Genomic DNA, 13,141 nt, shown 5'->3' with positions numbered 1-13,141 from the left:
CTTCCTCACGGCCGGCGCAGGATGCGCCCTGACGGGACACGGGGAAAATGCTCCATGCAACTGACACTCGACGGCCGCGCCGCGCTCATCACCGGCGGATCGAAGGGGCTTGGCCTGGCCATGGCGAAGGCGTTCGCAGAGGCGGGCGGCCATGTCGCCATCGTCGCCCGCGGCCAGGCGGCGCTGGACGAGGCCACGGCCGCTATCCGCGCCGCCGCGCCCCAGGCCAAGGTCGCCGCCATTGCCGCCGACGTGGGGACCGCCGAGGGCTGCGCCGCCGCCTTCGCCGCGGCGGAGCGGGCGCTCAGCCAGGTCGATATCCTCGTCAACAATGCCGGTACCAGCCAGCGCGGACCCTTCCTCGAAGTGTCCGACGAGCTCTGGCAGAACGATCTCGACCTGAAGCTCTTCGCCGCCATTCGCCTGGCACGCCTGGCCTGGCCGGGGATGCAGGCCCGTCGCTGGGGCCGGATCATCAATGTGCTGAACATCGGCGCCAAGGCCCCGCCCGCCGAGGGCGCGCCCACTGCCGTCTCCCGCGCTGCCGGCATGGCGCTGACCAAGGTGCAGGCGAATGAGGGAGCGAAGCACAACATCCTGGTGAATGCGATGCTGGTCGGCATCATCGAGAGCGACCAGTGGGTCCGCCGCCACGCGGCCGACCAGCGCAACATCACCTGGGAGGAGTGGAAGGAGGAGATGGGCAAGCCCGTGCCCGTCGGTCGCCTCGGCAAGCCGGAGGAATTCGCCGGGCTCGCCCTCTATCTGTGCAGTCAGGTCGGCGGCTATGTCACTGGCACCGCCATCAACGTAGATGGCGGGCGCAGCCCTGTGGTCTGAGCCGCGCCCGCCGCCGGGTTTACCGGCGGGCCGGATAGGCGCCGGAGGTGTTGGAGCCGGTGGCGCGGTCATAGGCGCGCTCCGCCGCCGTGCCCGGCGGGTTGCCTGGACGGCCATCGGCCTGGCGCGGATAGGCGCCGGAGAGATCGGTGCCGGCGGTGCGGTCCACGGCGCGCTCGGCGGCGGTGCCGCTCGGGTTGTTGCCGCGGCCATCGGCGGAGGTGCGCGGGCTGTCCGTCGCCCGGTCATAGGCGCGCTGCAGGGCCGTGCTCGGCGGGTTGCCGGCAGTACCGTCGCGCGGGCCGCTGCTGCATGCGGCGAGACCGGCCAGCATGGCGGTCGCGGCGAGGGCGGGCAGCAGGCGAGGGAATGTCATCGGACTGGCTCCTTGTGGTTGTGTCGTTGCGCTAAAGCAGGGGACACCCGCGGGTTCCGTACCGATCGCGCTTCCGCTACAGCGCGATGACGAACGATTTCGGGAGGGCATGGACATGGCAGGCAGCTTGCGCGTGGCGATCGGCGGTCTCGGCGCCATCGGCGGCCATCTGGCCCGGGCGCTGGATGGGGGGGTGGAGGGCCTAAGCCTCACCGCCGTCGCGGCGCGGGACCAGGGCAAGGCCCGCCAAGCCATTGCCGGCTTCCGCACTCCGCCGGCGGTGGTCCCGCTCGCTGACCTCGCCACCGAGGCCGATGTGGTGGTCGAGGCCGCCCCCGCCGCCGTCTTCGAGACCATCGCCGAGGCCGCCATCGCCCGCGGCCGCATCTTCGTCCCGAGCAGCGTCGGCGCCCTGCTGCCACGGATGCACCTGATCGACCGCGCCCGGGAGACCGGCGCCCGCATCATCGTCCCGACCGGCGCCCTGCTCGGCCTGGATGCCGTCCGCGCCGCCGCCGAAGGGCCCGTCACCAGCGTCACCATCGAGACGAGGAAGCCGCCCCGCGGTCTCGAGGGTGCGCCCTACCTCGTCGAGAACGGCATCGAGGTGCTGGGCCTGACGGCGCCGCGCCTCGTCTTCAAGGGCAATGCCTTCGACGCCGCCCGCGGCTTCCCGGCCAATGTGAACGTCGCGGCCGCGCTGGCGCTGGCCGGGATCGGACCGGAGCGCACCATGGTCGAGATCTGGGGCGACCCGGGCGTGACGCGCAACACCCACACCATCCGTGTCGAGGCCGCCGCTGCCCGCCTGACCATGACCATCGAGAATGTGCCGAGCGAGGAGAACCCCCGCACCGGCAAGATCACCCCGCTCTCGATCCTCGCCTGCCTCCGCGGCCTGACCAGCACGCTGAAGGTCGGGACCTGATCAGGCGCGGGCGGCCAGTACCCCGCCGCCTGCGACCAGCCCCGCCGCCGCCGCGACCTGCCAGGTAAGCACCCCCTCGCCGAGTGCGATCAGCAGCAGGGTGGAGGCGATCGGCGTCGCATAGGCCAGCGTGCCGAGCAGCCGCGGATCGCCCCGCTTCATCCCAATATCCCAGAGGAAGAAAGCCGCTCCCATCGGCCCAAGCCCCATCAGCATCACCGCCAGCCATTGCCGCGGCCCCGGCATGGCCAGCGCCTCGAAGCCGAGATGCGCCGCCAGCGCCAGCAGCGCCGAGACCAGGCAGAACCCCGCCACCGCCTCGGTCGGCACGCCCAACAGCCGGCGGGACAGCACGGAATAGAGCGCCCAGGTCAGTGCCGCCCCGATGGCGCAGGCGAAGCCCGCCACGGCCTCGGCCGGGAACCGTGCCCCGCCGGCCAGCAGAACCGCAGCCCCCGCCGCGCCCAGCACCACCCCGGCCAGCCGCCGCGGCCCGAGCGGCAGCCCGAGGATCGGCGCCGCCAGCAGCACGATCAGCAGCGGCCAGAGATAGTTCAGCAGATTGGCCTCGAGCGGCGGCGCTAGGGCGAGGGCGGCGAAATAGAGGGCATGGTACCCCGCCAGCCCGCCCACCCCATGCGCCCAGGCCAGCGGCGACTGGCGCAGCGCGCCGAGTCGGCCTCGCGCCGCCAGCACGGCCAACCCCAGCACCCCGCCTGCGGCAAAGCCGAGCGCGGTCAGCAGCAGCGGCGGCAGCGGCTGCGCCAGCCGGGCGAGCGGCGCAAGGAAGGCCCAGAGCGCCAGGGCGGCGCATCCCGCGAGCGTGGCATTGTTCGACAAGTTGAACGGGTTCCCAAAACGCGGCGGCACCATATGCTGCGCCACAGCATTTGCGGAGACGCCTCCATGGGATTCCTCGCCCACTTCGTCATCACCGCCTTCGCCCTCTGGTCCGCGACGCAGATCGTGTCCGGCATCGCCGTGCGCGGCATGCCGAGCCTGCTGCTGGCGGCGCTGATCTTCGGGCTGGTGAATGCGGTGGTGCGGCCGGTGCTGGTGCTGCTCTCCCTGCCGCTGACGATCCTGACCCTTGGCCTGTTCCTGCTGGTCATCAACGCGGCAATGCTCGGCCTCACCGCCGCGCTGCTGCCAGGTTTCCGGGTCGATGGATTCTGGCCGGCGCTGCTCGGCTCGATCGTGGTCTCGCTGGTGAGCTGGGCGGCGGCACGGCTCTTCGTTGGGTCCTAGTCGCCGAAGGTCAGGTCGAGCGCCGGATGCGGCTCCCGTCCCTCGCAGGCGTCGAGGTAGCGGAGCAGGATGCGGTCGAGCACCGGGGAGGGGCCCATCGGCCGCTCATCCATCGAGCCGATGACGGTGATGTCGTTCAGCGTGCCGACGGCGGCGATCTCATCGGCGATGATGAGCTCCGTCCGCTCGATCGGCCGCCGCTCGAAGCCGATGCCGAGATCGGCGCAGAGCGACGCGATGATGTCGATGGTGATGCTTTCGAAGGCACCCTCGCTCGCCGGCGGGGCGCAGACCACGCCGTCCCGAACCATCACTAGGCCGGAGCCGATGAACTCTGCCACGCGCCCCTGCTCGTTCAGCAGCACCATCTCGGGATAGCCACGGCTGCGTCCCTCGATCTTGGCGAAGCGGGCGGCGAGGTAGTTGAAGCTCGACTTGATGCGCGCCGGCACGGCGTTGTCCGCCGCCCGCCGCCAGGTGGAGACGCCGGTCGCCATCCGCGGTGGCACGCCTCGCGGATAATGGTAGGCGGCCAGCACCAGGTCGGTGCTGTCGCCGATGCCCCAATGCCCCTCGACCAGGAAGAGGGTGGCGCGAATCCACATGTTGCGTGCCGGCTCGCGCTGGCAGGCGGTGATGGCGTGGCAGGCGGCGTCATACGCCTCGAAGCTCATCTCGAAGGGCATGTGCATCAGCGCGGCGGAGCGCTTCAGCCGCCGGTAGTGGCGCCGCATCGCCAGCAGGCCGAAGCGCCCGTCCGGCTGCCAGAACCCCTTCAGCCCCTCGAAGACGTTCATCCCGCGCTGGCACCCTTCGGAGGTGACGTGCAGAACCGCCTCCTCCCAGGGGCGCACCCGGCCAGCGGCATAGATCCAGAGTGGCCGCTGCAACTGCGGCTTGGGCAGGAGGGCCGGTATTTGGTTCATGCTTGTGTCCGCACGCTGCGCCACATGGCCTTTTCGGAACGCGACCGAGTCTAACCAAGGCTTCGGCGGCCTGGGACACACTTATCCGTTCATTACAGAATTGCCATGGATCGGGCCGACGCATCAAGGCCAGGCCAGCAACTCCCGGCCTGGTCTTGCCTACCCTGCCGCACCATGCAGGCGACGCAGCGGCGCGGCGGTGAAGGGGCTGTCCGCGGCCTCGATCGCCGGGTCGAAGCGGAGGCCGGCGAGCAGTCCGCGCAGGATGATGCCGGCCTTGGCGAATTCACCGGCGATGGCGAGGTCGAGCGCCTCCAGCCCCTGCTGCCGCAGCAGCCGCAGCATCGCCCGCCGGCCCTCGAAGCGCCGCCTGAGGAAGACGTCGTTGCGGATCCTGTAGAAGTGGTAGGCGATCCGCACCGGGTCGCGCTCGGTGTGGATGTCGAGCGCGCCGGCGATCCGGCGGAGATGCAGCGCGCAGCTGTCGCCGACGATGAAGCCCGGCCGGTCCCGCGTCACCCGCAGCGTGAACTCGGTATCCTCGCCCCAGATGAACATCCCGGCGATCGGCAGACCATGCCGCTCCAGCGTCTCACGCGGCACCAGGTCGGAGACCAGCGCGGTGCGGATGACGGGCAGGAGCCGGTGCTCCAGCAGGTCCGGCCAGTTCTCGTAGGCGAGCGCGTTCCGCCGCCGGTCGACCTCCGGCACGTTCATCGCCTGGCCGTCCGGCGCCCGCACCACGGAGCTGAGGAAGGCCGGCGTCACCTGCCGCTCCGCCAGGAGCGCGGCCGCGGCCAGCAGCCGCTCGAGCGCATCCGGCTCCGGCAGCACGTCATCGTCCATCACCCAGACATAGTCGGCGCCCGTCTGGTAGCCGAGCCGCATCATCAGGTTGAAGCCGCCCGCCGCGCCGATGTTGCGCTCCAGCACATGCGCTTCCACCTGGCCGAGCCAGGCCGTCTCCAGCATGGCCGGGGTGCCGTCGGTGCTGGCATTGTCGAGGACGATGATGCGGTCGCAGGGCCTTGTCTGCGCCGCCAGCGCGGCCAGGCAGCGGCCTAGCAACTCCTTCCGGTTGTAGGTCAGGACCACCGCACAGACCTGTGCCATGCCGAGGCATCTCCGCATTCCGCTCATGGAGATGCGCATGCCGTTTCGGCCGCGTCCAATATCCTCTCGGTGAGGCGGAGCCAGCTCCGATCACATCGCTTCATCCGGCCGGAGGCATTCGCTCGCCGTGGCGCCGCCCTAACCGCCGGTCAGCCTTCGCCAGGGCTCCCAGGCCTCGATCAGCGCCGCCATGGCGGCGTAGCCGGCGCTGTCGGGGTGGATGCCGTCGCCCTTCGCCGCGCCATGCCGCCAGGCGCCGTTCGCCGAGAGTGGCCCATGCAGCGGCAGGAAGGGCGCCTGCACCGCCGCCGCCACCGCCGCGAGCTCGGGCGAGAGGGCGGCGGTGCGCGCATCGTGCCCGGCATCGTGCAGCGCCGGCGGCGGGCCCAACATCAGCGTCGTCCATCGCGCCGCCGACCAGCCAAGCATCGCCGCGGCATTGTCGAGCGTCGCCTCCAGCGGCACCCGCGGCATGCCGTCCTCGAAGGTCACGTCATTGGCGCCGAAGCAGAACACCACTGCATGGGTGTCGCCGCTGGCGGCGAGCAGCCGGGCCAGCACTTCCGCCTCGGCCCGGCGGCGGATGTCGGCGCTGGTGTCGCGGCGGATGCCGAGGTTGTAGGAGGTCGTCGCAACGCCGCGTCCCCAGGCCGCGGCGGTGATGCGCCCGACATAGCCGAGCGCCGTCTCGTCGCCGGCACCGGCGGTGAAGCTGTCGCCGACGAAGCAGATGCGGAGGTCGTGGCTCATGCCGCGCCCGGCAGCTTCCGGTAGGGCAGCGGCGCGAAGCGCGTCGGGTGGAGGGCGATGTCCTGCCACACGCCGCCGGTGACATAGGGATCCTCCGCCAGCCAGGCGCGGGCCGAGGCTTCGTCCGCCCTGGCGATGACGGCGATGGAGCCGATCATCCGCCCCTCCGGCGCATCGAGGATGGCGCCCCCCATGGCGAGCGTTCCATCCTCCGCCATCGGCCGAACCCGCTCCATATGCGCGCCGCGCACGGCGAGGCGCCGCTGCTCCGCCCCTGCATCCCGCCCGTCCATGGCGAGGATGACCATATGGGTGGGGGCGCTGGCGATCGGCGCGCCGGGCTGCGGCAGCGGCCGGTAGGGCAGGGGAGCGATGCGGAAGGGATAGGTTTCCACCTTCTGCCACACGCCCTCGTGGTGGAATGGCTCGGCGGCAAGATAGGCATCGAGCCCCGCCCGGTCCGGCACGTCCAGCACCATCAGCGAGCCGGCGGCCCGCCCCGCGGCGGTGAAGAGCGGCACGCCGAGCGCCAGCCGCCCATCCGCCGCCCAGGCCGTAACCACATCGAGATGCCGGTCCCGCACAGCCATGCGCCGGGCAGATGCGCCCTCGTCATCGCCGTCGAAAGCCAGGACTGCGTAACCCATACCGGAATCCTCCCGCGTCGAGGATGGCGTGCGGGGCGCGGGAAGACCAGAGCGCTATTTGTTGGTGCGCCCCACACGGTTCGGCGTGACGGCGCCGGAGGGGCTGACATCGTTCAGCACATCGCCCTCGATGGTGTTCTCACCCTCGATCACCTCCGGGTCGGCGCCGATGCGGGAAAAGACGCCCTTGGAGTTGCCGATGCCCGGGTTGCGCTCCAGGTCGTCCGGCGGGCGCGGCGTGTCCACGCTGCGGCCGTCGCCGGGATTGTCGGAACCGATATTGTGCTTGCTGCTCACTGGCATCTCCCCTTGTCCAGAAGATGCCCTGAACGGCCGGCGGCGGATGCTGTTCCCCGCCGCCGGACGCCACGCATCAGTACATGTGCTGGCCACCGTTGATGGAGAGCGTCGAGCCGGTGATGAAATCCGCGTCGTCCCCGGTCAGGAAGACGACGCCGCGGGCGATGTCCTCCGCCGTGCCGAGCCGCCCGCGCGGGATGCGGGCGATGATCTTCTCGAGCACATCGGCCGGCACCGCGCGCACCATCTCGGTGTCGACATAGCCCGGCGCGATGGCGTTGACGGTGATGGATAGCCGCGCCCCCTCCTGCGCCAGGGCCTTGGTGAAGCCATGGATGCCGGACTTGGCCGCAGCGTAGTTCACCTGGCCGTACTGCCCGGCCTGGCCATTGATCGAGCCGATATTGACGATGCGGCCGAATTTCCGCGCCGACATCCCGTCCCAGACCAGCTTCGCCATGTTGTAGCAGGAGCCGAGATTGGTATCGATGACGCTGTCCCACATCTCGCGGGTCATGCGCTTCATCGTGCCGTCGCGGGTGATGCCGGCATTGTTCACCAGGATGTCGACCGGCCCCACCTCGGCCTCGATCTTCTCCACCGCTTCGGCGCAGGAGGTGAAGTCCGAGACGTCGAATTTGTAGCAGGGGATGCCGGTGCGCTCGGTGAAGGCGGCGGCGGCCGCGTCATTCCCCGCATAGCTGGCGACGACCGTGCGGCCGGCGGCCTTCAGCCCCTCGCTGATCGCAGCGCCGATGCCGCGTTGCCCGCCGGTGACCAGTGCGACCCGTGCCATGAACATTCTCCCTGTGTTTGCTTGCGCCCCTAGGTCAACGCGGAAAGCGGCGAAGGATCAAGCACCAATGATGCAACGAGGCCGGTATTGCCCCGGCCGGCTGGCGGGTCTAGGCCATGCATGCGCGAACTGCCCGGGAAGCCCGCCATGACCCTCCCTGTCCGCCGGAGCCTCCTCCTCGGCCTCGGCGCTGCCGGCCTGATCCGCCCAGCCCTCGTCCACCCTGCCCGTGCCCAGGCGGGGCGCGCGGTCACCGTCGTCGTGCCCTATGCGGCCGGCGGCGGCACCGACATCACCGCCCGGGAATTCGCCCAGATTTTCGCCCCGGAGATCGGCCAGACCGTGGTGGTCGACAACCGCGGCGGCGCGGCCGGCCAGGTTGGCTCGGTCAGCGTCGCGCGCGCGCGGCCGGACGGGACGACGCTGCTCTTCGCCGTCTCCACCAACATCGTCGTCAACCCGCATCTGCAGAAGGGCGAGCGCCTCGACCTCGCCACCGCGCTGCAACCGGTGGCGCAGGTGTCCTCCTACCAGTATGTACTGGTGGTGCATCCGGACGTGCCGGCGAAGACCCTGCCGGAGCTGCTGGCCTTCATCCGCGGCCGGCCGAAGGGGGAGCTGACCTATTCCTCGGGCGGCATCGGCAATGCCAACCACTTGGCCGGGGTGCTGTTCTCCGAGGCGGCGCAGGTAGAGATGGAGCATGTCCCCTACCGTGGCACCGCCCCCGCCCTGCTCGACGTGGTGGCCGGGCGGGTGACGATGAACTTCTCCTCGCCCCCGCCGGCGCTGGCCCTGGTGCGGGAGGGCAAGCTACGCGCCATCGCCGTGACCGGCGAGCGCCGCATCGCCGCCCTGTCGGATGTGCCGACCCTGACGGAGGCGGGCCTGCCCAATGCAGTCATCACCGGCTGGCACGGCGTCTTCGCCCCGGCCGCCACGCCGGCGGACCTGATGAGCCGCATGGAAGCCGCTGCCCGCCGCGCCGCCGCCACCCCGAAATTCGCGGAGCGCCTGACACATGACGGGCTGGAGCCCGCACCGGACCGCCCTCGCGCCGCCTTCGCCGCTGCAGTCCGCACCGAAAGCGATTACTGGGCCCGCAAGGTGAAGGAGCTGAACCTCCAGCTCGAATAGGCGCCTACCAGCGCCGCAAGCCCCAGGGCCGGCCGTAATAGCCACGCCCACCATAGAAGCCGAAGGACACGCTCGGCCCCCAGTAATAGGGATAGGCCGGGTAGGCGTAGGGCACGGCATAGCCATAGCCATAGGCCGGCACGGAATAGGCGGTGATGGCCGGCTGCGGCGCTTGCATCGTGTTGCCGGCACTGGTCATGCACTGGGCATAGGCCATGTCGTAGCGCCCTTGCAGATTGCCGGACGAAGCCTGGGCATTGTTGGCGCCGACCGCGGAGCCGGTGAGCAGCCCGGCGCCGGCGCCGATCGCCGCCCCGGCTCCCGCCGCCCCGCCCGCCGAGCCGATCAGCGCCCCTGCCGCGGCACCGAGCGCCGTGCCGACCGCGGCGCTGCCGACGGCCGACTGGTTCGCCGCCTGGGCCGGCGTGGCGCCGCCGATCGAAGCCTGGGCGTAGTTCCGGCAGCCAATGTCCTCGTTCTGGAACTGGGCCAGATCCTTGCCCTTGGCCGGCATGGCATAGAGGCTTGGCCCGCTCGGCGGCGCCACCGCGCAGGCGGCGAGGGAGAGCGGGAAGATCAGCGCGAGGCTGGCGCGTGCGGGGCTCATCGTGGCTCGTCTTCTTCAGCAGGGACCATTGGTTCAGATATATGGAGCCGCCGCCGGATTGCCGCACCGTTCGTTACATTTCAAGGCGTTAAGACCCTTGTGAACCCTCGGTGAGCAGCCGGGCGAAGAGTGGCACCGCCGCCTCCAGCGCCGCCAGCTCCACGCATTCCCGCGGCGTATGCGCCGAGCCGATCGCGCCCGGCCCGAGCACGACGCAGGGGGCGAGGGCCTGCAGTTCCGAGGCGTCCGTCCCGAAGGCCGCCGTGCGCGCCGGCTGGCCGGCCAGCCGCACCGCCTGCCGTACCAGCGGATGGTCCTCGGCCAGCTCCGGCGGCGGCCCCTCGGCCGCCATGGCAAGCTCCACCCCCGACCGCTCCGCCGCCGCGCGGATCTCGGCGAGGATCGGCTCCCGGTCCAGGCTGCGGCTGGCGCGGAACTTGATGCGGCAGGTGGCCAGCGGCACCGTCACGTTTACCGCCGTCCCGTGGTTGTCGATCACCAGGTTGAAATCGGTGAAAGGCGGATCGTAGGCCGCATCCCGCAGGGCCGGGTCCTCCCGGAGCCGCAGATGGATCGTCCGCATCTCGGCGAGGAAGGGAATCAACGCCCAGTTCGCGTTGCGCCCCGCCGCACCCGAGGAATGCGCCTGCACCCCAAGCGCACGGGCGGTGATGTTGACGGAGGAGCGGTGCCCCCGCACCGGCACGAGGCCCGTCGGCTCCGCGACGACGATCCCCCTGAGGCCGAGCGACCGCGCCAGCGCGCTGCCGGCCACCGCCCGCGCCCCGGCCTTGGTCGTCTCCTCGTCGGTGGTGATGAGGAGCGTCGCCGGCACGCCCTCCGGCACCGCCCGGGCCGTCAGGATGCAGGCGGCCACCGCCCCCTTCATGTCGACGCTGCCGAGCCCATGCAACACGCCGTCTTCGATCCGTGGCGCCCAGGGGTCCTCCGTCCAGCCCGTCTCCGGCACCGTGTCCATATGGCCGGAGAGGGCGAGCCCCCCCGGTGGCCCGCGATGGGCGACAAGCGCCCGCTTCGCCACCCCCGCGGCATCGGCGTAATCCAGCCGCTCGACCTCGAACCCGCCCAGCTCCGCCTCGATCCGTTCGGCGATGGCATGGTTCGAGACCGCAGAGCGGCTGTCGATGGCGATGAGGTCGGCGGCGAGGCGGTGCAGGCTTTCCATGCCGCCGAGCCTTGCCGCGGACGGGCGAAAGGGCAAGTCTCCGCCCATGGAAGCCCCCACCGAAACCCTGGCCTATCTCGACCCGCGCACCGGCCGCACCTGGCCGCTCGGCGCCCCCCGCTGGTGCGGCGACAACCGGGAGCCCCTGCTCCTCACCGACCTGCCGGGCATCGGCCGCGACCAGGTGGAGGCCGGCACCCGCAGCCTCTGGCGCTATCGCGCCGCCCTGCCGCCGTTGCAGGGCGAGCCCATCACCATGGGCGAGGGCTGCACGCCGCTCATCCCCCGCACCATCGGCGGGGCGACCGCCCTGCTGAAATGCGAATGGTTCATGCCGACCGGCAGCTTCAAGGACCGCGGCGCCTCGGTGATGCTCTCCCTGCTCCGCGCCGAGGGCGTGCAGGCCGTGCTGGAGGACAGCAGCGGCAATGGCGGCGCCGCCATCGCCGCCTATGCCGCGGCCGGCGGGATGCAGGCGAAGATCATGGTCCCCGCCAGCACCTCGCCCGCCAAGACGGTGCAGAGCCGCGCCGCCGGCGCCGAGATCGAGCTGGTCCCCGGCAGCCGGCAGGACTGCGCCGATGCCGCGCTGCGGGAGGCCGGCAGGATCTTCTACGCCAGCCACAACTGGCATCCCTACTTCCTCCAGGGCACCAAGACCCTCGCCTATGAGCTTTGGGAGGATCTCGGCTTCCAGGCGCCCGACAACGTCATCATCCCCTGCGGCGCCGGCTCCAACGTCCTCGGCTGCGCCATCGGCTTCAGCGAGTTGCTGCGGGCCGGCAGCATCGACCAGCTGCCGCGCATCTTCGCCGCGCAGCCGGCGAATTGCGCGCCCATCGCCCGCGCCTTCCTCGACCTCGACCCGGAGCCGGCGCGGCCGACCATCGCCGAGGGCACGGCGATCGCGGCCCCGCTGCGGCTGCCGGAATGCATCGGCGTGCTGCGCCAGACCCAGGGCGGGGCGGTGATGCTGGGCGAGGAGGCAATCGCCGCCGCGACGCTCGACCTCGCCCGCACCGGCATCTATGTCGAGCCGACCTGCGCCCAGGCGGCGGCGGCGTTTGCCAAGCTGCTGGAAGCGGGGACGATCCGCCCGGCCGAGCGGACCGTGGTGGTGCTGACCGGCACCGGGCTGAAGGCGACGTCCCGGATCGCCGAGCTGATGGGAGTGGCGCTGTGACCCTCGATGACCTGCCGACCCCTTGCCTCGTTCTCGACCTTGGCCTGCTGAAGCGGAACCTCGCCGCCATGCAGGCGGCCGTCGCCCGTCATCCCGGCCTGGTGCTGCGCCCCCATCTCAAGACCGCCAAGAGCCGCGAGATCGCCCGCCTCGCCTCGCCGGATTTCGGCCCGATCACGGTCAGCACCCTGGCCGAGGCGCGCTACTTCGCCGAGGCGGGCTGGCGCGACCAGATCTACGCCGTCGGCATCGTGCCGGCGAAGCTCGACGCCGTCGCCGCGCTGAACGAAGCCGGCGCCGCGGTGAAGGTCATCACCGACGACCTCGACGTGGCCCGCGCCATCGCGCTCCACCCCGGCAACATCGAGGCACTGATCGAGGTGGATGTCGGCGAGGGCCGCGGCGGGATCGCGCCCGAGGACCCGCTGCTGGAGGCGATCGGCGCCGCGCTCGGCCCGCGCCTCGCCGGCGTGCTCAGCCATTCCGGCCACAGCTACAACGGCCGCTCGCCCGAGGACATGGCCGCCGTGGCGGAAGCGGAGCGGGCCGGCATCACCCTGGCGGCGGAGCGGCTGCGCGCGGCGGGGCTGCCCGTCCCGATCGTCTCGCTCGGCTCCTCGCCCACCGCGCTGCATGCTAGGCGGATGGACGGCGTCACCGATGTCCGCGCCGGGGTCTACATGTTCGGCGACCTGTTCCAGGCCCAGCTCGGCACCCATACGGTCGGCGACATCGCGCTCACCGTCCTCGCCTCCGTCATCGGCCGCAGCTCCGTGCGCAACACGCTGCTGCTGGATGCCGGGGCGCTGGCCCTCTCCAAGGACCGCAGCACCCAGGCGGCACCGCGCGACTACGGCTTTGGACTGGTGCTGGACCAGCTCGGCCGGCCCAGCCTCGGCGAGGCCATCATCGCCCGTGCCTACCAGGAGCATGGCGAGGTCCGCAACGAGGCACCGATGCCGGCGTTGCCCCTCGGCACGCAGCTCCGGGTGGCGCCCAACCACTGCTGCCTCACCGCTGCGGCGCATGACCGCTACCACGTTGTGGATGGCGACGAGCGGGTGATCGCGGTTTGGGACCGGGTGAACGGCTGGTAAGGAAACG

Annotated in this window: 16 protein-coding genes; 6 read left to right on the top strand and 10 right to left on the bottom strand. The window is 71.3% G+C overall.

Going from position 1 to position 13,141, the window contains the following annotated elements:
• Positions 1-54 precede the first annotated feature (54 nt).
• Positions 55-840, top strand: a complete 786-nt coding sequence (locus tag JMJ56_RS20340) for an SDR family oxidoreductase (protein ID WP_202833606.1) — start codon at positions 55-57, stop codon at positions 838-840.
• A gap of 19 nt (positions 841-859) precedes the next feature.
• Here JMJ56_RS20340 and JMJ56_RS20335 read toward each other — a convergent pair whose 3' ends face one another.
• Positions 860-1,216, bottom strand: coding sequence for a hypothetical protein (locus JMJ56_RS20335; protein ID WP_202833605.1), 357 nt, complete (start codon positions 1,214-1,216; stop codon positions 860-862).
• 115 nt (positions 1,217-1,331) lie between these two features.
• Between JMJ56_RS20335 and JMJ56_RS20330 the strand changes: the two genes are divergently transcribed.
• Positions 1,332-2,144, top strand: a complete 813-nt coding sequence (locus tag JMJ56_RS20330; RefSeq protein WP_236038103.1) for an aspartate dehydrogenase — start codon at positions 1,332-1,334, stop codon at positions 2,142-2,144.
• Here JMJ56_RS20330 and yddG read toward each other — a convergent pair whose 3' ends face one another.
• Positions 2,145-2,984 (bottom strand): aromatic amino acid exporter YddG, encoded by an 840-nt coding sequence (gene yddG / locus JMJ56_RS20325; RefSeq protein ID WP_236038101.1) that lies wholly within the window; start codon positions 2,982-2,984, stop codon positions 2,145-2,147.
• 66 nt (positions 2,985-3,050) lie between these two features.
• Between yddG and JMJ56_RS20320 the strand changes: the two genes are divergently transcribed.
• A complete protein-coding gene (locus JMJ56_RS20320) occupies positions 3,051-3,392 on the top strand; it encodes a phage holin family protein (RefSeq protein ID WP_202833602.1) in 342 nt (113 codons plus the stop codon).
• On the opposite strand, the gene JMJ56_RS20315 is transcribed toward JMJ56_RS20320, so the two are convergent.
• The 6 genes from JMJ56_RS20315 to phbB form a co-directional block, all read right to left on the bottom strand.
• Positions 3,389-4,318, bottom strand: coding sequence for an aminotransferase class IV (locus JMJ56_RS20315; protein WP_202833601.1), 930 nt, complete (start codon positions 4,316-4,318; stop codon positions 3,389-3,391). The two genes, JMJ56_RS20320 and JMJ56_RS20315, sit on opposite strands and share 4 nt — an antisense overlap.
• A gap of 159 nt (positions 4,319-4,477) precedes the next feature.
• Positions 4,478-5,431 (bottom strand): glycosyltransferase, encoded by a 954-nt coding sequence (locus JMJ56_RS20310; protein ID WP_202833600.1) that lies wholly within the window; start codon positions 5,429-5,431, stop codon positions 4,478-4,480.
• A gap of 138 nt (positions 5,432-5,569) precedes the next feature.
• Positions 5,570-6,181 carry a GDSL-type esterase/lipase family protein gene (locus JMJ56_RS20305; RefSeq protein WP_202833599.1) on the bottom strand — a complete coding sequence of 204 codons (612 nt, stop codon included), beginning with the start codon at positions 6,179-6,181 and terminating at the stop codon, positions 5,570-5,572.
• Entirely contained in the window at positions 6,178-6,828 is a 651-nt protein-coding gene (locus tag JMJ56_RS20300) for a YciI family protein (protein ID WP_202833598.1), read from the bottom strand. Before JMJ56_RS20300 ends, JMJ56_RS20305 begins: the two co-directional genes overlap by 4 nt.
• 54 nt (positions 6,829-6,882) lie before the next feature.
• Positions 6,883-7,125, bottom strand: a complete 243-nt coding sequence (locus JMJ56_RS20295) for a hypothetical protein (RefSeq protein WP_202833597.1) — start codon at positions 7,123-7,125, stop codon at positions 6,883-6,885.
• Between the two features lie 76 nt (positions 7,126-7,201).
• On the bottom strand, positions 7,202-7,924 hold the full coding sequence (gene phbB / locus JMJ56_RS20290) for an acetoacetyl-CoA reductase (protein WP_043362177.1): 723 nt from the start codon (positions 7,922-7,924) through the stop codon (positions 7,202-7,204).
• Positions 7,925-8,071: 147 nt separating this feature from the next.
• Here phbB and JMJ56_RS20285 point away from each other — a divergent pair, with 147 nt between their 5' ends.
• Positions 8,072-9,061: a Bug family tripartite tricarboxylate transporter substrate binding protein gene (locus JMJ56_RS20285; RefSeq protein ID WP_202833596.1), complete on the top strand. Its 990-nt coding sequence runs from the start codon at positions 8,072-8,074 to the stop codon at positions 9,059-9,061.
• 4 nt (positions 9,062-9,065) lie between these two features.
• On the opposite strand, the gene JMJ56_RS20280 is transcribed toward JMJ56_RS20285, so the two are convergent.
• Entirely contained in the window at positions 9,066-9,668 is a 603-nt protein-coding gene (locus tag JMJ56_RS20280) for a glycine zipper family protein (protein WP_202833595.1), read from the bottom strand.
• 88 nt (positions 9,669-9,756) lie between these two features.
• Positions 9,757-10,854, bottom strand: coding sequence for a M20/M25/M40 family metallo-hydrolase (locus JMJ56_RS20275; RefSeq protein WP_236038098.1), 1,098 nt, complete (start codon positions 10,852-10,854; stop codon positions 9,757-9,759).
• Between the two features lie 46 nt (positions 10,855-10,900).
• Here JMJ56_RS20275 and JMJ56_RS20270 point away from each other — a divergent pair, with 46 nt between their 5' ends.
• Both JMJ56_RS20270 and JMJ56_RS20265 read left to right on the top strand, forming a co-directional pair.
• Entirely contained in the window at positions 10,901-12,037 is a 1,137-nt protein-coding gene (locus JMJ56_RS20270; protein WP_202833593.1) for a pyridoxal-phosphate dependent enzyme, read from the top strand.
• On the top strand, positions 12,034-13,134 hold the full coding sequence (locus tag JMJ56_RS20265; RefSeq protein WP_328702438.1) for an alanine racemase: 1,101 nt from the start codon (positions 12,034-12,036) through the stop codon (positions 13,132-13,134). The genes JMJ56_RS20270 and JMJ56_RS20265 overlap by 4 nt, the downstream gene beginning before the upstream one ends.
• Positions 13,135-13,141 lie beyond the last annotated feature (7 nt).

It is taken from the genome of Belnapia arida (assembly GCF_016773205.1).
GTDB lineage: Bacteria > Pseudomonadota > Alphaproteobacteria > Acetobacterales > Acetobacteraceae > Belnapia > Belnapia arida.
Note: the sequence above shows the minus strand (reverse complement) of the source record. Positions and strands in the feature narration are given on the sequence as shown.

Coding starts and splice junctions, on each gene's coding strand:
- JMJ56_RS20285 (WP_202833596.1), top strand. CDS start 8,072: ATGACCCTCCCTGTCCGCCGGAGCCTCCTCCTCGGCCTCGGCGCTGCC.
- JMJ56_RS20305 (WP_202833599.1), bottom strand. CDS start 6,181: ATGAGCCACGACCTCCGCATCTGCTTCGTCGGCGACAGCTTCACCGCC.
- JMJ56_RS20320 (WP_202833602.1), top strand. CDS start 3,051: ATGGGATTCCTCGCCCACTTCGTCATCACCGCCTTCGCCCTCTGGTCC.
- JMJ56_RS20335 (WP_202833605.1), bottom strand. CDS start 1,216: ATGACATTCCCTCGCCTGCTGCCCGCCCTCGCCGCGACCGCCATGCTG.
- JMJ56_RS20270 (WP_202833593.1), top strand. CDS start 10,901: ATGGAAGCCCCCACCGAAACCCTGGCCTATCTCGACCCGCGCACCGGC.
- JMJ56_RS20340 (WP_202833606.1), top strand. CDS start 55: ATGCAACTGACACTCGACGGCCGCGCCGCGCTCATCACCGGCGGATCG.
- phbB (WP_043362177.1), bottom strand. CDS start 7,924: ATGGCACGGGTCGCACTGGTCACCGGCGGGCAACGCGGCATCGGCGCT.
- JMJ56_RS20300 (WP_202833598.1), bottom strand. CDS start 6,828: ATGGGTTACGCAGTCCTGGCTTTCGACGGCGATGACGAGGGCGCATCT.
- JMJ56_RS20310 (WP_202833600.1), bottom strand. CDS start 5,431: ATGGCACAGGTCTGTGCGGTGGTCCTGACCTACAACCGGAAGGAGTTG.
- JMJ56_RS20275 (WP_236038098.1), bottom strand. CDS start 10,854: ATGGAAAGCCTGCACCGCCTCGCCGCCGACCTCATCGCCATCGACAGC.
- JMJ56_RS20315 (WP_202833601.1), bottom strand. CDS start 4,318: ATGAACCAAATACCGGCCCTCCTGCCCAAGCCGCAGTTGCAGCGGCCA.
- JMJ56_RS20330 (WP_236038103.1), top strand. CDS start 1,332: ATGGCAGGCAGCTTGCGCGTGGCGATCGGCGGTCTCGGCGCCATCGGC.
- JMJ56_RS20280 (WP_202833595.1), bottom strand. CDS start 9,668: ATGAGCCCCGCACGCGCCAGCCTCGCGCTGATCTTCCCGCTCTCCCTC.